General features: G+C 77.8%; 11 protein-coding genes and 3 pseudogenes. 3 read left to right on the top strand and 11 right to left on the bottom strand.

All coding sequences use genetic code 11. From position 1 onward, the window contains the following. Positions 1-463: 463 nt before the first annotated feature. Entirely contained in the window at positions 464-1,582 is a 1,119-nt protein-coding gene (cofD, locus tag WDV85_RS00380; protein WP_339568744.1) for a 2-phospho-L-lactate transferase, read from the top strand. After that, the gene (gene cofE / locus WDV85_RS00385) at positions 1,579-2,862 is read left to right on the top strand and encodes a coenzyme F420-0:L-glutamate ligase (RefSeq protein ID WP_339568745.1); all 1,284 of its coding nucleotides are present in this window, start codon (positions 1,579-1,581) and stop codon (positions 2,860-2,862) included. The genes cofD and cofE overlap by 4 nt, the downstream gene beginning before the upstream one ends. A gap of 122 nt (positions 2,863-2,984) precedes the next feature. Here cofE and WDV85_RS00390 read toward each other — a convergent pair whose 3' ends face one another. Then, positions 2,985-4,058: a DNA-3-methyladenine glycosylase family protein gene (locus tag WDV85_RS00390; RefSeq protein ID WP_339568746.1), complete on the bottom strand. Its 1,074-nt coding sequence runs from the start codon at positions 4,056-4,058 to the stop codon at positions 2,985-2,987. Positions 4,059-4,311: 253 nt separating this feature from the next. Here WDV85_RS00390 and WDV85_RS00395 point away from each other — a divergent pair, with 253 nt between their 5' ends. After that, positions 4,312-5,061, top strand: coding sequence for a TIGR03089 family protein (locus tag WDV85_RS00395; RefSeq protein WP_339568747.1), 750 nt, complete (start codon positions 4,312-4,314; stop codon positions 5,059-5,061). A 56-nt stretch (positions 5,062-5,117) separates the two neighbouring features. Here the strand turns inward: WDV85_RS00395 and manA are convergent, their stop codons facing one another. The 10 genes and pseudogenes from manA to WDV85_RS00430 form a co-directional block, all read right to left on the bottom strand. Continuing rightward, complete coding sequence (gene manA, locus WDV85_RS00400) at positions 5,118-6,449, bottom strand: mannose-6-phosphate isomerase, class I (RefSeq protein ID WP_339568748.1); 1,332 nt, start codon at positions 6,447-6,449, stop codon at positions 5,118-5,120. A gap of 273 nt (positions 6,450-6,722) precedes the next feature. Continuing rightward, positions 6,723-7,076: pseudogene (locus WDV85_RS17025) on the bottom strand (DUF1501 domain-containing protein); the annotation flags it as partial. A gap of 545 nt (positions 7,077-7,621) precedes the next feature. After that, complete coding sequence (locus WDV85_RS00405) at positions 7,622-7,936, bottom strand: hypothetical protein (protein WP_339568749.1); 315 nt, start codon at positions 7,934-7,936, stop codon at positions 7,622-7,624. A gap of 35 nt (positions 7,937-7,971) precedes the next feature. Beyond that, positions 7,972-8,586: pseudogene (locus tag WDV85_RS17030) on the bottom strand (DUF1800 family protein); the annotation flags it as partial. A gap of 26 nt (positions 8,587-8,612) precedes the next feature. Continuing rightward, a pseudogene (locus tag WDV85_RS17035) lies at positions 8,613-8,897 on the bottom strand (DUF1800 family protein); the annotation flags it as partial. A 236-nt stretch (positions 8,898-9,133) separates the two neighbouring features. Next, positions 9,134-10,144, bottom strand: a complete 1,011-nt coding sequence (gene rfbB / locus WDV85_RS00410; protein WP_339568750.1) for a dTDP-glucose 4,6-dehydratase — start codon at positions 10,142-10,144, stop codon at positions 9,134-9,136. Positions 10,145-10,335: 191 nt separating this feature from the next. Continuing rightward, on the bottom strand, positions 10,336-11,046 hold the full coding sequence (locus tag WDV85_RS00415; protein WP_339568751.1) for a hypothetical protein: 711 nt from the start codon (positions 11,044-11,046) through the stop codon (positions 10,336-10,338). Positions 11,047-11,205: 159 nt separating this feature from the next. Continuing rightward, entirely contained in the window at positions 11,206-12,264 is a 1,059-nt protein-coding gene (locus WDV85_RS00420; RefSeq protein ID WP_339568752.1) for a hypothetical protein, read from the bottom strand. A gap of 65 nt (positions 12,265-12,329) precedes the next feature. Then, positions 12,330-15,464, bottom strand: a complete 3,135-nt coding sequence (locus WDV85_RS00425; RefSeq protein WP_339568753.1) for a glycosyltransferase — start codon at positions 15,462-15,464, stop codon at positions 12,330-12,332. Between the two features lie 29 nt (positions 15,465-15,493). Beyond that, positions 15,494-16,873: a rhamnosyltransferase WsaF family glycosyltransferase gene (locus tag WDV85_RS00430; RefSeq protein WP_339568754.1), complete on the bottom strand. Its 1,380-nt coding sequence runs from the start codon at positions 16,871-16,873 to the stop codon at positions 15,494-15,496. Positions 16,874-16,923: the final 50 nt, after the last annotated feature.

Consider the following 16,923-nt stretch of genomic DNA (forward strand, 5'->3'; position numbering starts at 1 on the left):
GCCGCCCGGCTCGCCGTCCGTCGCGGGCCGGGAGCGCGGCGCTGCGGGCTCGAGGGCGCCCTCGTCGGGCGCGGCCGCCGGCCAGGGGCCGACGACGACGTCGAGCTCGGCGGCCCGGGCGTCGAGGACGCGCGCCTCGAGGGCGTGGTCCGCGCGGTCGTGCCGGTCGGAGCCGTCGACGTCGTGGTGGGCGTGCGGTGCGTGCGTCCGGTCGAGCACAGGGACCCCCTCTGGATCGCGTGCGGAGCGCGATGACTCCCTTGCCGCCCGGTCAAGCCGTGGCGCGTGACCGAATTACACGCGTGTCGTGCGCGGGCCGTCAAGCCCGTCCGGTGTAGGCGGCGCGACACGCCGAGGGGCCAGCGGCGATGACGCGTCGTGACGCCCACTCACGCGGCGTGGGCGGACGGCGGGGAGGACGGCGCCGGCACGACGCACCCGCCGGGGCGGCCAGGATGGGGCCATGCGCATCACAGCCCTGTCCGGCGGCGTGGGCGGGGCGCGCTTCCTGCGCGGGCTGCTCGACGCCCTCGCCGAGCGCCGCCCCACGGGCCCCGCCGACGAGGTGGTCGTCATCGGCAACACCGCCGACGACGTCACCCTCCACGGCCTGCGGGTCTGCCCCGATCTCGACAGCGTCATGTACACCCTCGGGGGCGGCGCGGACGACGAGCGCGGCTGGGGCCGCGCCGGGGAGACCTTCGCCGTCGCCCGGGAGCTCGCCGCGCACGGCGACCCGCCCGGCTGGTTCTCGCTCGGCGACCGCGACCTCGCGACGCACGTCCTGCGCAGCCGGCTGCTCGCCGAGGGCGCTCCCCTGTCGGCGGTCACGCGGCGGTTGTGCGAGCGGTGGCGACCCGGCGTGGAGCTCCTGCCCATGACCGACGACCGGGTGGAGACCCACGTCGTCGTCGACGCCGCCGGCCTGCCCGAGGACGGCTCGGTCCGCTCCCCCCTGGCCGAGGGCCTCGCGGGGCCCGGCGAGCGGGCGCTGCACTTCCAGGAGTGGTGGGTGCGCCACCACGCGGCCCCGGCCGCCCGCCGCATCGCCGTGGCCGGGGCGCGGGCGGCGCGACCGGGCCCCGGCGTGCTCGAGGCGCTGGCCGGCGCCGACGTCGTGCTGCTGCCGCCGAGCAACCCCGTCGTCTCCCTCGGCGCCGTCCTCGCGGTACCGGGCCTGCGCGAGGCGCTGCGGACGACCTCCGCGCCCGTCGTCGGGGTCTCCCCCGTCGTCGGTGGCGCACCCGTGCGCGGCATGGCCGACGCCTGCCTGCGCGCCGTCGGCGTCCCGACGACGGCGGCCGCCGTCGCCGGCCTCTACGCCGACGTCCTCGACGGGTGGCTCGTGCACCCCTCCGACGCCCTCCAGGACGACCCCCTGACCGACGGGCCGGGGGCGGAGGAGTCGACCTCCCCCGCGGGGCCCCTCGTGCGCGCCGAGCCGCTGCTCATGACGACGCCGGCGGACGCGGCGCGCATCGCCGCGGCCGCCCTCGACGTCGCCGAGTCCGTGCGCGGCCTCGACCTGAGGTCGAGGTCGAGGGCCGGCGCCCCGGCCGCGCACGCCGGGCTCGCCGCGTGAGCTCCTCCGTCGAGAGCCAGGGCACCGGCAGCCGGGGCGCCGACAGCCGGGGCGCCGGGGGCGAGGACGCCGGGAGCGGACGCCCGCGGCGGGCCGCTCCCCCGCCCCCGCCCGACGGCTTCGCCGTGCGGGCCGTGGCCTTGCCCGGCGTCCCCGAGGTGCGGCCGGGCCACGACCTGGGTGCCCTGCTCGTCGACGCCGTGGCGCGGGCGGGCCTCGCCCTGCGCGACGACGACGTCCTCGTCGTCGCGAGCAAGGTCGTCGCCAAGGCCGAGGGCCGGTCCGTGCGGGCGCGCGGGCGCGCCGCGGCCGTGGACACCCAGACGGTGCGCGTCGTCGCCGAGCGCGGCCTGCCGGGCGGGGCGACCACCCGCGTCGTCCAGGCGCGCAGCGGCCCCGTCCTCGCCGCCGCGGGCGTGGACGCCTCCGACGTGGAGCCGGGGACGGTGCTGCTCCTGCCGGCCGACCCCGACGCCTCGGCCCGCGCCCTGCGCGCGCGCGTCACCGAGCTGACGGGCGCCTCTCCCGCGGTCCTCGTCTCCGACACGACCGGGCGTCCGTGGCGCGTCGGCGTCACGGACCTCGCGCTCGGCGTCGCGGGCCTCACCGCCCTCGACGACGTGCGCGGGGAGGTCGACCGCTTCGGACGGCCGATGGAGGTGACCGTGCGGGCGGTCGCCGACGAGGTGGCCGCCCTGGGCGACCTCGTCAAGGGCAAGGCGGCCGGGACGCCGGTGGCGCTCGTCCGCGGCCTCGGTGGCCGCAGCGGGTCGATGCCCTCGACCTCCACCTCAGATCGAGCGGCAGCTCCCCTGGCCGAGGTCGGTGGTCCCGACGGCGACGGGGCCGCCGCCTGCACGCGGACGGGACCGAGCGACTGGTTCGCCTACGGGCACGTCGAGGCGGTGCGCGCGGCGCTGGGCTCCCCCCCGGGCGCCGTGGAGCCGCCGCCCGTGGACCCGGCGGCCGACACCGACCGGGCGCGGCTGCGGCGCGCCCTGGCCGTGGCGACGGGCCCGGGCGCCCCCGACGGCGCCCGCGCCGACCTCGACGGGCCGACCGGCGGCCCGACCGGCGGCGCAGACTCGGCGGCCGGCGTGGTCGTCGTCGTCAGCGGGGCCCCGCTCGCCGTCGGCGCCCTGGCCGAGCGGGTGCGGCTCGCCCTGTGGGCCGAGGGGCTGGACGCGGAGACCAGCACGACGGACGCGCGCACCGACGACGCACCGGCCGCGGCCGCGCACGTCGTCGTCACGGGGCCCGGCGGGGCGACGCCGCGCTGACGACCGCGGCGGGGCCGTCCCCCGAGGTCCACCACCGCCGTGGCGGTGGAGCCCGTGGGCCGGGCGGCGGCGCGTCGCCCACGAGGTCGAGCACCGCCGTGGGGTGACCGGACGTCGACGCCTCAGCGGCCGCCGGCGGTGGCGGGCGTGTGCGTGGGCAGCGTCATGCGCGGCCCCCGCCGGGGGCGGCGGGCGCCGGACATCTCGAGCAGGCGCTGCACGCGGTAGCGGTGGCCGCGGTAGGGCTCGACGACCTCGGCGCAGGCGTCGTCGTCGAGCACCTCGCCCGTGAGGGCCCAGGTGACGTCCTTGGCCACGTGGTAGTCGGCGAAGGAGAACGCGTCGGCGTCGCCGTGGGCGCGCTGGCGCACCTCGGCGGCCGTCCAGACCCCGACCCCGGGCAGGCTCCGCAGCGCCGCCTCGACCCGCTCGGGCGGCAGCAGCAGCGTCCGCTCGAGCCCCTCGGCCGAGCGCGCGGCCGTCTGCACGACGCGGCTGCGGCGCTGCTCGACGCCGGCTCGCAGCCACTCCCAGCTCGGGACCGCGCGCCACGCCGCCGCGGAGGGCGGGACGCGCATGCCCGCCGCCGGGCCGCCGGGGGCCGCGGCGGGGCCGGGCGCCGGGTCGCCGAAGCGCTCGAGGAGCCGCCGCCAGCCGCGGTGCGCCTCGACGCCGGTGACGACCTGCTCGATCGCCGCGCCGGCCGTCGCCTCGAGGACGGCGCCGGTCCGCGGCACCCGCCACCCGCGGTGGCGGCGGTGCGCCTCGACGAGGCGGGCGTGCTGCGGCAGCGGGACGAACCCGGCGTCGTCGTCGCCGTCCCCGAGGAGCGCCGGGACGCCGTCGAGCACGTGCGCGGCGCCGTCGCCCCACGCGCTGGCCCGGACGACGCCCTCGGCGGGGACGGGCAGCAGGTGCAGCAGGGCCGTGCCGGCGGGCGTGCGGGTGGCCCACCAGTGCTCGCCCGCGGCGGCGCCCCGGCGGACGGCCGGGTCGCCGGCACCGCGCCGCAGCGGTGAGAGGACGGCCGTGACGTCGAGGGCCCGCCCCGGCCGCCACGTGCGCTCCCGCGGGGTGGCGGCCGCGGTCGACCGCCCGGGAGGGCTGCCGGACGGCGCCCGTCGCGCCGGCGCGACGGCGCCCCGGCCCCCGAGGAGCCCTCGGGCGCCGGGCGGCAGGTGGTCGTGCTCGGTCACGCGGCCAGTGTGCCCCGCTCCCCCGACAGCTCGGCCTCCGCCACGGCGAGGCCGACCCGACCTCGCGGTACCAGCTCCCCACCGCGAAGGTGACGCCTCCTCCACGGGTCGCTCGGTCCGGGGAGGCGGGGACCGGCGCCCCGTGCGCAGCAGCGGCGGGTCTGCGGGCGGGGCCGCGGCGACCGTAGGGTCGAGAGCACCGGGTGGTCCCCCGGACCACCGCCCCCGCCGCCCCGCCCGGAGGAGAGCCGCCGTGCCCCAGCCCCCGCAGGACGACCCGTCCCACGCCGCCGTGCCGCCCGCCGTCGCCCGCGCGCGCGACGTGCCGACGCTCCTCGAGGCGCTCGTCGACGCCGACCCGGGGCGCCCCCGCCTCACCTGGTACGGCGCCGGCGGCGAGCGCGTCGAGCTGTCCGCGCGGGTGCTCGTCAACTGGGTCGCCAAGACCGCCGACCTCCTCGCCAACGAGTGCGACGTCGAGCCCGGCGACGTCGTCTCCCTGGCGCTGCCGCCGTCGTGGCGGGCGACGGTCATCGCCCTGGCCGCCTGGTGCGTCGGCGCCGAGCCGTCGTGGGACGGCGACGAGGGCGAGGTCCTCGACGACCTCGAGCCTCAGCCCCCCGCCGTCCTCGTGACGACCGCCGACGGCCCCGTGGGCCCGGCCGGGCGCGTCGTCGTCGTCGACCTCCCCGCCCTCTCCCGCTCCGCGGCGGGCGGCCCTCCCGGGGCGCTGGACTACAACGCCGAGGTGACCGGCCGCGACGACGTCCTCGCCGTCGACGAGCAGGTGCAGGACCGCCGCGTGCTCGAGCTGGCCGACGACCTGGCCCGCATCAGCGAGTTCCGCCCCGGCGAGCGCGTCCTCGGCGCGGCCGAGGACCTCGACCCGGACCTCGTGCTCGGGGCGCTGCGGCGCGACGGGTCCGTCGTCGCCGTCGCGGCCGACGCCGGGCTCGACCTCGACGACCTCGCGGCGCAGGAGCAGGCGACCGCCCGCGCCTGAGCGTCGCGGCCCCTTCTGCGGCAGCCCCGCCCCCGGCGTCCGCCGGGGTCGGGGCGTCAGCGCGGGACGGCCGCCACCCAGGCGACGCCGTCGCCCGCGACCCGCAGCGGTCCGTCGTCGTCGCGCACGAGCGCGGCGCCGCCGCGGCCGAGGCGCAGCGCGCCGCCCGCGCCCACCGCCAGGTCGACCTCGCCCGCGGTGCACAGGACGACGCGCGGGCCGTCGACCGGCCCGGCGACGTCGCCCCTCGCGGGCTCCAGGCGCCACAGCTCGACCTCGTCGGGGCCGGGCCGCCACACGAGGGACCCCTCGCCGGCCACCGGCTCCACCCGCGGCACGGCCACGGGGCGCGCGTCGACGACGCGCTGCAGCTCGGCGACGTCGACGTGCTTGGTCGTGAGCCCGCCGCGCAGCACGTTGTCCGAGGCCGCCATGAGCTCCACGCCCGTGCCCGACAGGTAGGCGTGGACGTTGCCGGCGGGCAGCCAGAGCGCCTCGCCCGGCTCGAGGCGCACGCGGTGCAGCAGCAGCGCGACGAGCACGCCCGGGTCGCCGGGGTGGTGGGCGGCCAGCTCCGCGACGGTGCGGCGGTCGGGGTCCACGGCGCCGTCCACGGGCTCGTCCGGCACCTCCTCCATGCGCCCGCGCTCCCCCGCGGCCCCGGCGACGCCGCCGGCCGGACCGCCGAGCTCGTCCGGCAGGGGCGCCGGACCGCCGGGCACGGCCGCTCCGGCCGCCTCGACGGCGTCGCCCGTGCCGTCCTCCGCCGGGCCGTCCTCCGCGCAGGCCGCGGACACGTCCTCGACGAGCTGGGCCACCTCCTCGGTGCCGGACAGCAGGTAGGACAGCGCCTCGCGGATCGCGGCGGGGGCGTCGTCGCCGGAGAGCACCTCGACGAGCCGGGCCGCCGCGGGCACGTCCATCCGCCGCAGCGCGGCCGCCGCGACCGCAGGGTCCCGGAACCCGCACAGCGCCTCGAAGGGCGTGAGCGCGACGACCATCTCGGGCTTGTGGTGCGGGTCCTTGTAGCTGCGGTGCGGCGCGTCGGCCGGGACGCCGGCCTCCTCCTCGCGCGCGAAGCCCTCGCGGGCCTGCTCCTCGCTCGGGTGCACCTGGACCGACAGGGGCGCGCCGGCGGCGAGCACCTTGAGCAGGTACGGCAGCCGGTCGCCGAACCGCTCGCGCACGCGCGGGCCGAGGACGCCCGCGGGGTCGCGCCCGACGGCGGCGTCCATCGGCTCCCCCGCCACGGACGCCGGGGCGCCGGGGTGGGCCCCGAGCCACAGCTCGGCCTGGGGGCGGCCGTCGGCCGCCAGCCCCAGCAGCTCGGGCAGCGCGGTGCGCGACCCCCACGCGTAGTCCCGGACGACGCCCGTCAGCAGCTCCACGCGGGCGAGGCTACGCAGGGGCACCGCGCGGGGTGCGGCGCCGACGCGCTCGATCGCGCGGGTCCGCCGGTGGCGCGCACCGTCATCGGGTCGGAGGACCCCGCGGGTGGGCGCGACCTGGCCGGGAAGACGGTCGACGGCGACAGGCCGCACCGGGCGACGAGCGCCTCCGCCAGGAGGGAGCGGTGGTCCGTCGTCACGGCGAGGTCCCCGCCGACGCGAGCCTCGGGCGCCAGGCCCGGCCAGCGGCCGTGGACCCGGCCCGCCCACGACGCCGCCGCCGAGCACCAGCACGGCGTTGCCGTGGCCGTGGTCGGTGCCGCCTGAGCCGTCCTGCTCCGCCGTGCGGCCGATCTCCGACAGCGTGACGAGCACGACCCTCTGGAGGTGCGGGCCGAGGCCAGCCGCGAAGGCGACCCACGCCGCGGCCGGGTCGGCGAGCTCGCGGTGCATCCACCCGGCGGCGCCCGTCGGGGGCCCCATGCCGACGTGCACGTCCCGGTCCCCCACGTCGACAGCGGCGGCTCGCAGGCCCGCGCCCCCGCGGACGAGGGTGGCCACGTCCTGCAGCGACCGGCCGGGGTCGGCGTCCGGGTACGCCACGGCGGGCGGCGGGCGGGCGGCCACGAGCGCGCCGGCGCCGCTCGCTCCGTCTCCTCCATCGCCGAGGAGTGCGAGCGGTCGGCCTGCGCCATGCCGGGGGCGTGCAGGACCGCCAGGGAGCCGGCAGGGCAGCAGCGGACCCGGCGCGGGGTGCAGGCCGAGGACAGCTCCAGGCGGTGCGCCGCGACGGCGGGCACGGCGATGTCCGGACGCAGCGCGGCGTAGTGGTGGTCGCCGACCGGCGCGACGGCCGAGAGCCCGTCGAGGCCGCCGCGGAGGGACAGCACGACCAGCGCGTCACCGTCGTAGCCCGGCTCGGCGAGGGCCACCTGCGTCGAGGCGTCCCCCCGGTGAGGGCGACGCCTCCGGCCAGCGCGCCGGCGAGGACCGCTCGACGGCTGCCCCCCTCGCGCCGACCCTCGTCGCAGTCGCAGTCGCAGTCGCAGCCGCAGTCGCAGCCGCCGACGCCCGTCGGGGCAGCCGTGGATCGGGGCGGCGGTGGCACCGCGCGACGACGGCGCGGCAGGAGCGACCGGGCGTCCAGGAGGCTCTGCGGGGGGCCTTCCGTGTCACCGTGCAGCGGCGGAGGGGGAGTCGAGGACGAGGCGGACCAGGGAGGTGAGGCGCCACCCGAGCCACTCGTCCCCGCTGCGCAGCGGGGCGAGCTCGCTGTTTCCGGTGGAGGCCACGAGCGCAGCGCGCTCGGGCGGCGGGACCGGCGTGTCGAGGGGCTGCAGCGCCAGGGCGTCGACGAGGGCGCCGACCGTCCCGGGCGGTGCCACCGGCAGGAGCTCCCGAGCCGCGGCGAAGCGCAGCCCGGGCAGCCACCACCCGGAGGACCGCTCGAGGTGGTGGCCGACGCGGCGAGCACCGACGACGCCCACGCCCACGCCACAGCGACGACGGGGCAGCCGTTCGGCGGCGCACATCCGGCCGGCGCATGGCCGCGTGCCCGAAGCACCCAGGACAGCGCGACGACCCCTGGCGTGCCGCTGGCGTCCGGCCGGCGCCCGAGGGGGCGCAGCGTCGAGAGCAGGTCCTCGCGGGCCGTTCGAGCTTCGGGGCGGAGGCGGCCAGGACGTCCCGGGGGGGCAGCAGCTCGCGCACCACGGGGGCCAGGGCGGGTGCCGCCGTCGAGGTGGACCTGCGCGAGGCGGTCGCCGAGCTCGCGCGGCGGTTCGCCTCCGACGAGCCGCCGCGCGAGCTCGGTGACCACGTGCCGCGCCGTCGCCGGGTGCCGGGCCAGGTGGCGCAGGAGAGAGACCTGCAGAGCGGCGCCGTCCGCCGCCGCGTGGACGGGTGCTCTCCGGTCGAGGAGCCGCACCGCCGAGGTGTCGTGCTGGTCGGGGCGGAACACGTGGAGCCCGGTCGTCCGGTCGACCGACCTCCCCGTCGTCGAGCGCGCGCACGCGACGACGTCCGCCTCGGTGCAGCCCCCCTCGACGCCGACGGTGCGGAGCTCGAGCAGCTCGCGGCCGTGGTCCTCGTTCGGCGCCCGCTCCGTGCTCCGCGAGCCGTCGAGGGACCACAGCATCGCCGGGTGCCGGGTGCCGGGTGCCGGGCGGAGGCGACGAGGGCGTCCTCGGAGCGGCCCAGCGCGTGGCGACGCAGGACCGCCTCGTCCTCCATGCGGCAGCACCAGACGTCGCCGGAGGGGTTCGCGACGTGGAGGTGGTCGGCGAGCACGTCGGCGACCACCTCGAGCAGCTGCCGGCGGCTCCACGCCTGGCGCGCCAGCACCGCCTGGCCAGCATCCCGTCCCAGGAGTACCGGGGCAGCGCGCCGCTGCACGCCGCCGCTGCGCTCAGCGACGAGGCCGGGGACCGGGCGACGAGCGCCCCGCACTCGGCGTCCTCGACGCGGTCAGGAGCCAGCCGGGCGTCGACCCACGCCCCACGACCGGTCGAGCGCACCTCGGCCAGCAGCTCGGGGGTCGGGGGTCGGGCCCCACGTCCCACGGCGCAGGAGGTGGAGGTCGGCCGCCGCACTGCCCGCGGGACCGCCGTCGGGCACGCTCACGGGCGCCGCGACGGGGACAGCGGCGTCCCATGCCGCGTCCGCCCCGGCGTCGTGAGGTCGGGCTAGCGCTGGAGGACCCGCTGCCCGCTGGCCGCGTAGCGCGCCTCGGTCGCCGCCTTGCGCGGGCGCCACCAGGCCTCGTGACCGCGGTACCAGTCGACGGTGGCCGCGAGCCCGTCCTCGAAGGTCGTGTACCGGGGGCGCCAGCCCAGCTCGTCGCGCAGCTTCGACGAGTCGATGGCGTAGCGGAGGTCGTGCCCGGCCCGGTCGGTGACGTGGTCGTAGTCGTCCGCCGGGCGCCCGAAGGCCTCGAGGACGAGCTCGACGACCCGCTTGTTGCTCAGCTCGCCGTCGGCGCCGATGAGGTAGGTCTCCCCCAGCCTGCCGCGCTCGAGGATGTCCCACACCGCTCGGTTGTGGTCGTCGACGTGGATCCAGTCGCGGACGTTCTCGCCGGCTCCGTACAGCTTGGGTCGCACGCCGTCGACGAGGTTGGTGATCTGCCGCGGGATGAACTTCTCGACGTGCTGGTACGGCCCGTAGTTGTTGGAGCAGTTGGAGATCGTGGCGCGGACGCCGAAGGAGCGCGCCCATGCGCGGACGAGGAGGTCGCTGCCGGCCTTCGTCGAGCTGTACGGGCTCGAGGGGTTGTAGGGCGTCTGCTCCGTGAAGCGCTGGGGGTCGTCGAGCTCCAGGTCGCCGTACACCTCGTCCGTCGAGATGTGGTGGTAGCGGACGTCGTGGGCCCGCACCGCCTCGAGCAGCGCGTAGGTGCCCAGGAGGTTCGTGCGCAGGAAGGGGCTCGGGTCGTGCAGCGAGTTGTCGTTGTGGCTCTCGGCCGCGAAGTGGACGACGGCGTCCGCGCCCGCCACCAGGCGCTGCACGAGCTCGGCGTCGGCGACGTCGCCCTCGACGAAGGACACCCGGTCGGCCACCTCGGCCAGCGAGGCCCGGTCGCCCGCGTACGTGAGGGCGTCGAGGACGGTGACCTCGACGTCCGGACGCTCCCGGACCGTCTGGTGGACGAAGTTGGCGCCGATGAAGCCGGCGCCTCCGGTGACGAGAAGGCGCATGGGTGTCCTCGTGGGCTCGGGGCGGTCGTCGGGCGGTCGGGTGACGCTGACCCTACGGCAGCCCGGGATGCAGACCGGGGAGACGACGCGCGCGGACCGCGGCGGACGGGCGGCACCCCGCCACCCCCGCGGTCAGCAGCGGTGGCGGGGCGTCGAGGACGACCGCGGGTCGCGCGCTCACGCCCGGACGCTCACGCCCGGACGGTCGGCGACGTGCGGGAGAAGATCTGGTAGGTCTCGTAGGTCGTGACCCGGTAGGTGGCAGCGACGGGGGCCGCCACATCGAGGACCGCGCACCCGCGGGCGTTGGTCCCCACGGTCTTGACGTACTCCCACGTGCGGCCATCGGCCCCGAGCCTCTGGATCGTCGCCCGGTGCGCCGACCACGGCACGAAGGCGTCGCGGCGGCCGTTGTAGTAGGACGCGCAGGCGGTCAGGGTGACGCGCGAGCCGGTGCGGGCCGCCGTGAGCCCGGCCTTGGAGCCGAACTTGGCGACGGCGCGGCCGTCCGTCGTCGTCAGCCCCTCCGGTGAGAGGTCGTCGGGACCCTGGTAGAGCTCGATCTCCTCGGTCCGGTACGTGCCGGGGACGGTGCTGTCGCCGTAGGCCTCCCACAGATAGGTGGACCCGTCCAGCGGCGCCTCCCAGAACGGGACGTCGTAGTCGCCGTCGGGGCCCGCCAGGAAGGCGTCGGCGTAGTCGGCGGAGCAGGTCGTCCTGAGGGTGATCGGCACCTGCTGCACGGCTCGGTCGATGCTCACCCGGGTGGGGAGGCTCGTGGAGGCGGTGCAGCCGGCGGCCTGCGCCACGGCGGCCGTGGCTGGTGCAGCGGTGACCCCCACGCCGATGGCCGCGACGGCAGAGGCGACGAGGGCGGTGAGGGCGCGGGTCGGGATGGGCATGGTCGGGTCCTCCAGGGATGGTGGTGCCGGCCGTGGCCGGCGGGGGCGCGCCACCGGGGAGCGGGGCGCGCGTGGTCGGACGCTAGGGCGGTGCCCACCGCGCCGTCCGGCACGTGACAGGACCGTGACCGCCGCTGCGCCGCCCGGGTGACGCGGCGGTCACCAGGACAGGTAGACGCCCTGGCTCGTGCGCCCGTAGTAGCGCGCCTTCCAGTAGGCGGGCTGCACGGAGCAGCCACGGCCCCTCATCTGCGCGTCCGGGCGCACGGCCATGTCGCCGGCCACCCTGACCTTGCCGTACGGGTCCCGGAGAGCCATGTCGGCGCCGAAGACGTAGTTGTTGCCGACGGTGTTGCCGGAGCCGCCCACCATGAGCGCGTACAGGCCGGTCGTGCGGCGGTCGGTCGCCGTGAAGGGCTCGCGGGAGAGGCCGAGCAGGTTCCCGGTGACCGAGTTGCCACGGACGTCATGGCTCATGAGGACCTGGCGCCCGCCGTCGACGATCGTGTTCCGCACGACCTGGACCCCCCAGGGGCCGGGCGCCCCGGGGTCCCCGCCGTCCCCCAGCTTGATGCCCGCGCCGTTGGGGTGCCCCAGGACGGTGTTCTGGCTGATGACCCCGCCCGAGCCCGGAGCGCCGCGGAACTTCACGTAGATGTTGTGGTCGGTCTTGGACCGCGTCGTCGTCGCGGCGTCGTGGACGCAGTTCTGGGCGAAGGTGAAGCGGCGCGGGTACCCGCCGGAGCCGTCGATCGCCACGTTCGCGTAGGCCTGGGTGTCGCGCGCGCCCCAGAACTCACCCGCCGTCACGCGCCAGCCCGACCCGCCCCGCAGGTGGAGGGCGGGAGCGCGGTCGGCGGCGGCCCGCACGCGGAGGCGCTCGAGGCTCCAGAAGTCGGGGCTCCTCAGCTCGATGCCCCCGACGAGCACGGGCGGTGAGCCCCACACCTGCGGCTTGACCGTGATGGGCGCCGAGGGGGTGCCGCGCGCGAGCACCGGACGGATGTAGCCGATCTCGTACGTGCCGGGCTCCAGCAGCAGCGTGTCGCCCGGGCGGAGCTGCTCGAACGCGCGCCTCATGTCGTCGCCGGCGCCCGCCGTGTACGTCTGCGGGGAGGCGGCCTCCTCGGCGGACGCCGGGGCGATCGGCGCGACGGCTGCGGCGGCGGCGAGCACGGCCACGATGGCGCGGCGGGTGAGTCGGCGGCACGTCGGCATGGGTCTCCTCCGGAGGTCTGCGGTCGCCTGTGCATCGGGCGACGACCCCCGCGGGTGGAGCCGGGTCACCCGGTCGGCGGTCCCTCGAGGGGCGCCTCGCCCCGCAGGCCGAGGACGTGCGTCAGCAGCGTCCGGGCCCGCGCCTCGAAGGAGTGCTGCACCCGCACCTGGTCGGCGATGACCGCCCGCTCGTCCGACTGCGGGAAGACCTGGTCGCGGGGGAGGTCCACGAGCGTCCGCAGGTGGTCCGCGTCCCGGACGGGCACGGCGCAGCCCTGGAAGAGCTCCTCCAGGCCCGGCACCGGGTCGGTGAGGACCCTGGCGCCCGAGGCCACCGCGTCGAACAGGCGGTTGGAGACGAAGCCGTCCCGCTGCATGTCGTCCCAGTGGTCGTTGAGCACCACCCCCGCGGCGCGGTAGGCCGCGGCCAGCCCCTCGTTGGGCAGGTACTGGCCCCGGACCCAGGAGGGCGGCACCAGACCGTCCCAGCCCTGGCCGACGACGTCGGTCCGGACGTCCGCGTCCGCCGCCCAGCCGACGATCCTGCGCCGGATGTTCCGGGAGTTGCCGACGAAGAGCACCTTGTAGCCGGTGTCGGCCACGGCCGCGTCGGGGTGGAAGCGCGCCGGGTCGGTGCACTGGAGCAGCGGGTGCACCGGCACGCCCCAGGTACGCGTGGCCTGCTCCGCCCACGTCTCGCTCGCGGCGAAGACGCCGTCGTAGCCGAGCACCTCCTCGCGCCGGACGTCCTCGGGGTGGCTGATGACCCAGGCGAGGTTCACGGCCCCCGGCTGGGGCGGCAGGGGCATGAGGCCGCGGAGCTGGAGGACGACGTCGTCGAGGTGGGCGCTCGGGCGCACGCGCGTGTCGCGGGTGTCGACGACGACGTGCTGGCCGAGGCGCCTCAGCCCCTGCGCGAGGCTCTCGGCGAAGTGCTCGTCACCCCAGCGCTGGGCCCCCCTGAAGGGCGCAGCGATCTTGATCGCCCAGTGCAGTCGCGGGACCTCGTGCCCCTCCACCCGCGCCTGGACGGGCCGGAGACGCCGCACGAGCGGAGTGGCCGGTCGCCGCGGCGCCCCCTGCTCCCCGACCGGCGGCGGCTGCCAGCCGACGACCTCGAGCCCGCGGCCGGCGTACGTCGGCGCGGGGTCGGGGCGGGACCCGCCGTAGCGGCTGACGAAGTGGCGGAAGTTGTGGTGCGCCTGGGGGTCGTCACGGCTCAGCGACCGGCCGACGTGCACCGCGTGCACCCGGGGGTCCACGAGGACGGTGCCTCCGGCGGCTCGCAGGCGCAGGCCGAGGTCGGTGTCGTGCAGGCCGTTCCGGAAGCGCGTGTCGAAGCCGCCGACCGCGGCGTGCTGGACGGCGTCCAGGGCCAGCAGCGACGCCGCCGGCGCAGGGACCTCGAAGGGCTCCTCACCGACGTCGTCGGGGTGGTGGCCGGCGAGGAACGGCACGGGCAGCGCCGTAGAGGTCTCCAGGACGGCGCCGGCGTGCTGGACGAGACCGTGGCGGGTGACCAGGACGGGCTGCACGGCAGCGGCGCCGCGCGCGCGGACGACGGCTGCGAGGCGGCCGACGTCGCCCGGGCGGACCGTGACGTCGTCGTCGGCGAGGACGACCACGTCACCGTGCGTCGAGGCGAAGCCCGTGTCGGCCCCGAGGGCGTAGAACTCCTGCACCGGGCGGCGCAGGACGCGCAGCGAGGGGTGCAGCAGCTCCGCGCACGCCGTGGCCAGCGAGGCCGACAGCCGCGAGCCGTCGTCGACGACGACGACCTCGTCCGGCGCCCCCTCCCCGGCGCACAGGCCCTGCAGCGCGGTGTGGAGCGCCTTCGGGCTGTCGCGGGTGACGACGACGAGCGACGTCGTGCCCGCCGTGCGCGGCGCCGAGGCGACCGCGTCCCAGTCGAGGACGCGACGCTTCTTGACGACCTCGCCCCAGCTGTCGCCGTGGGTGACGGTGATCCGGCGGACGTCGGAGTCGTCGGCGTGGTAGTCCACGCCGACGACGGGCACGAAGTGCAGCGGGCCCGCCGCGGCCAGCTTCCACACGAGGTCGTAGTCGACGGCGCGCCGCAGATCGGTGTCGAAGCCCCCGGCGGCCCTCACCGCGTCGGCCCGCGCCACCAGCACGTTGAGGTCGACGTGGTTGATGACCTCGAGGTGGTCGCGCCCGGCGTCGAGGGCGCGGTAGACCGTCCGGTCGCCGGTGTCCATGGCGACGACCCCGTACCCCGCGTGGCGTCCGCTGCGGCTCAGCTCGGTGACCATCCGCGCGAGGAAGCCCGGCCGCCAGGTGTTGTCGGAGTCGAGGAAGGCGACGTACTCGCCGCGGGCCACGGCCAGGCCGGCGTTGCGAGCCGCGGAGACGCCCTCGTGCGGGCGCTCGACGACGACCACGCGGGGGTCGCGCGCCGCGACGGCGCGGGCGACCGCCACCGAGGAGTCCGTCGAGCCGTCGTCGACGACGACGACCTCGAGGTCGAGCCCCTCCTGCGCCAGCGCGGAGGTGAGCGCCGTCTCGACGAGGTCCTCGCGCTCCCACACGGGCACGACGACGGAGACCGACGTGGTGGCGAGGCGCGCGGCCTCCTCCGTCGTCAGCGTCCGGGCCCCCGAGGGCTCGGAGAAGCGCTCGGTCTTCCGCGGCGCCGTGCGGAGCTCCTCCTGCCACGCCCACCGGTCGAGGTGCTCGTCCAGCAGCCGCTCGACCGCGCCCCGCGTGATGACCACGGGCCCGGCGGCGCCCGTCACGTCGAGCGGCGTCTCGGGACCCCGCTCGAGGAGGTCACCGAGGGGACCCATCGGGTGGCGCTCGGCAGCCGGGTGCCGCGCCACGTGCGCGGCTGGGTCGAAGCAGGGGTGCGGCGAGGCCGTCCGCCGGACCGAGGGCCGACGGACGTAGGTGACGAGCGGGTCCTCGTCGGCGGTCGCCCAGGCGCGGGGGTCGATCCACTCGGGCAGGAACCAGCGGTGCGGCGTGCGCCCGGCGCGGCGGCCCTTCGCGAGGTAGTGGCGCAGCGCGGCGAGCTCGTCCACGTCGCCGAGCGAGGCCGCCTGCGAGAGGTACCAGCGTGCGTCGAAGAGGCCCGACGCGAGGACGCGGGCCTCGTCGCGGGTCGCCGTGGGGTGCCGCGGCGCGAGAGCCGCGGTCGCGCGGACGCGCTGCGACGTGCGGCGCGCGACGCGCCCCGCCATCCGTCGCGCCCCGCCCAGGGCCCCGGCGCTCAGCGGGGCACCCGCTGCGCCACGGCGGCCACGGCCGCGTCGAGCTCGCCGCCGAGGCCGCGCGGCGGCGCGAAGGCGTGCTCCTGGGGGCGCGTGCGCCACGCCTCGAGGAGGGCGGCGCCCAGCGCGTCCGGGTCGGCCTCGGCGCGCACGAGGCGGTCGTGCCAGTCGCCGCGGAAGCCGCCGAGGCTGTTGGTCACCGTCGGCACGCCGCTGCAGGCCAGCTCGAGCGGCATGTGGCTCGGGTGCGGGCTCTGCATGAGGCACAGCGCCAGGTCGGTGCGCCCCACGAGCCCGTAGTAGTCGGCCATCGACAGCTTGCCCGCGCTGCGGGCCACGGTCGTGGGCGTGAGCGCGACGTCGCGGTGGAGGTCGCCGGCCGTCACGACGTCCGGCCGCAGCCCCTCCGCCTCGGCGAGGACGGCGAACCGCTGCACGCCCTCGATGCCGATGCGGAAGAGGTTCCGCGGGTGGCGCGGCCGCGCGTAGAAGAAGAGGCGCGGGCGCTCGGGGTCCCCCGCCCGCCAGGCCGCTGCCGCGCCCCGCAGGGCCGGCAGGTCCAGGTGCGGGGCGAAGACGACCTCGGGGTCGACCCGGAGGTCCACCGCCCAGGCCAGGTAGTCGGCCAGCGAGCGCGAGTTGACCATGGGCGTGAAGCCGGCGCGGTAGGTGCTCTCCGCGATGGCGTACTGGTCGCTCCAGCCGGTGAAGGACGGCTCGAAGTCCTGCACGAGGTAGACGACCCGCGCGCGGTCGACGGCGCCGCGGCGGCAGGCGAGGTCGAGGGCGTGGGCGGTCGTCCAGTAGGTCGCCACCCAGACGTCGCCCGTGCCGAACGTCGCCGAGGGCACCTGGGCCCGCTCGACGAGGTCGACGGTCGCCGCCCGGGCGGGGTCGAAGCCGTTGTCGACGAACCAGCGGCGGAGCGTGCGGGTGGAGGTCGCGCCGACGGCCTCGCTCGTCAGCACCACGCGCAGCGGCAGCCCGCGCGCCTCCGCGAGGCGCCAGCCCACCGTCATCGCCGTCAGCAGGCCCGCGTAGATGCGGTCGACGTCGAGCCCGGGCAGGACGAGGTTCACGTGCGGCGAGGCGTCGACGAGCGACGTCCGCTCGAACGTCGAGCCACCGCGGGCGATCTCCCCCAGCCGCACCCTGGGGACGGGGACGGCCGGTGTGCCCTCGTCCCCCCCGGGCAGGGCGACCCGTGGGGCGCCCGTGGCGGACGGCGCCGTCGGGGTGACCGTGCGCGTCCAGGAAGCGGCAGCGCCGGGCCAGCGGCCCTCCCGCGCGTGGAAGGCGATGCCGCTCCGCACGTCCTTGTCGGTCAGGTAGCTCCGGACGGCGGCCAGAGCCACCCGACCGCTGCGGGTCAGTCGCACGGTGGTACCTCTCCTGAGTGTCGGCCATGGAGGGGGCGGGCGCCGCGGCT

The sequence above is a fragment of the Pseudokineococcus sp. 5B2Z-1 genome, from assembly GCF_037482305.1.
Taxonomy (GTDB): Bacteria; Actinomycetota; Actinomycetes; order Actinomycetales; family Quadrisphaeraceae; genus Pseudokineococcus.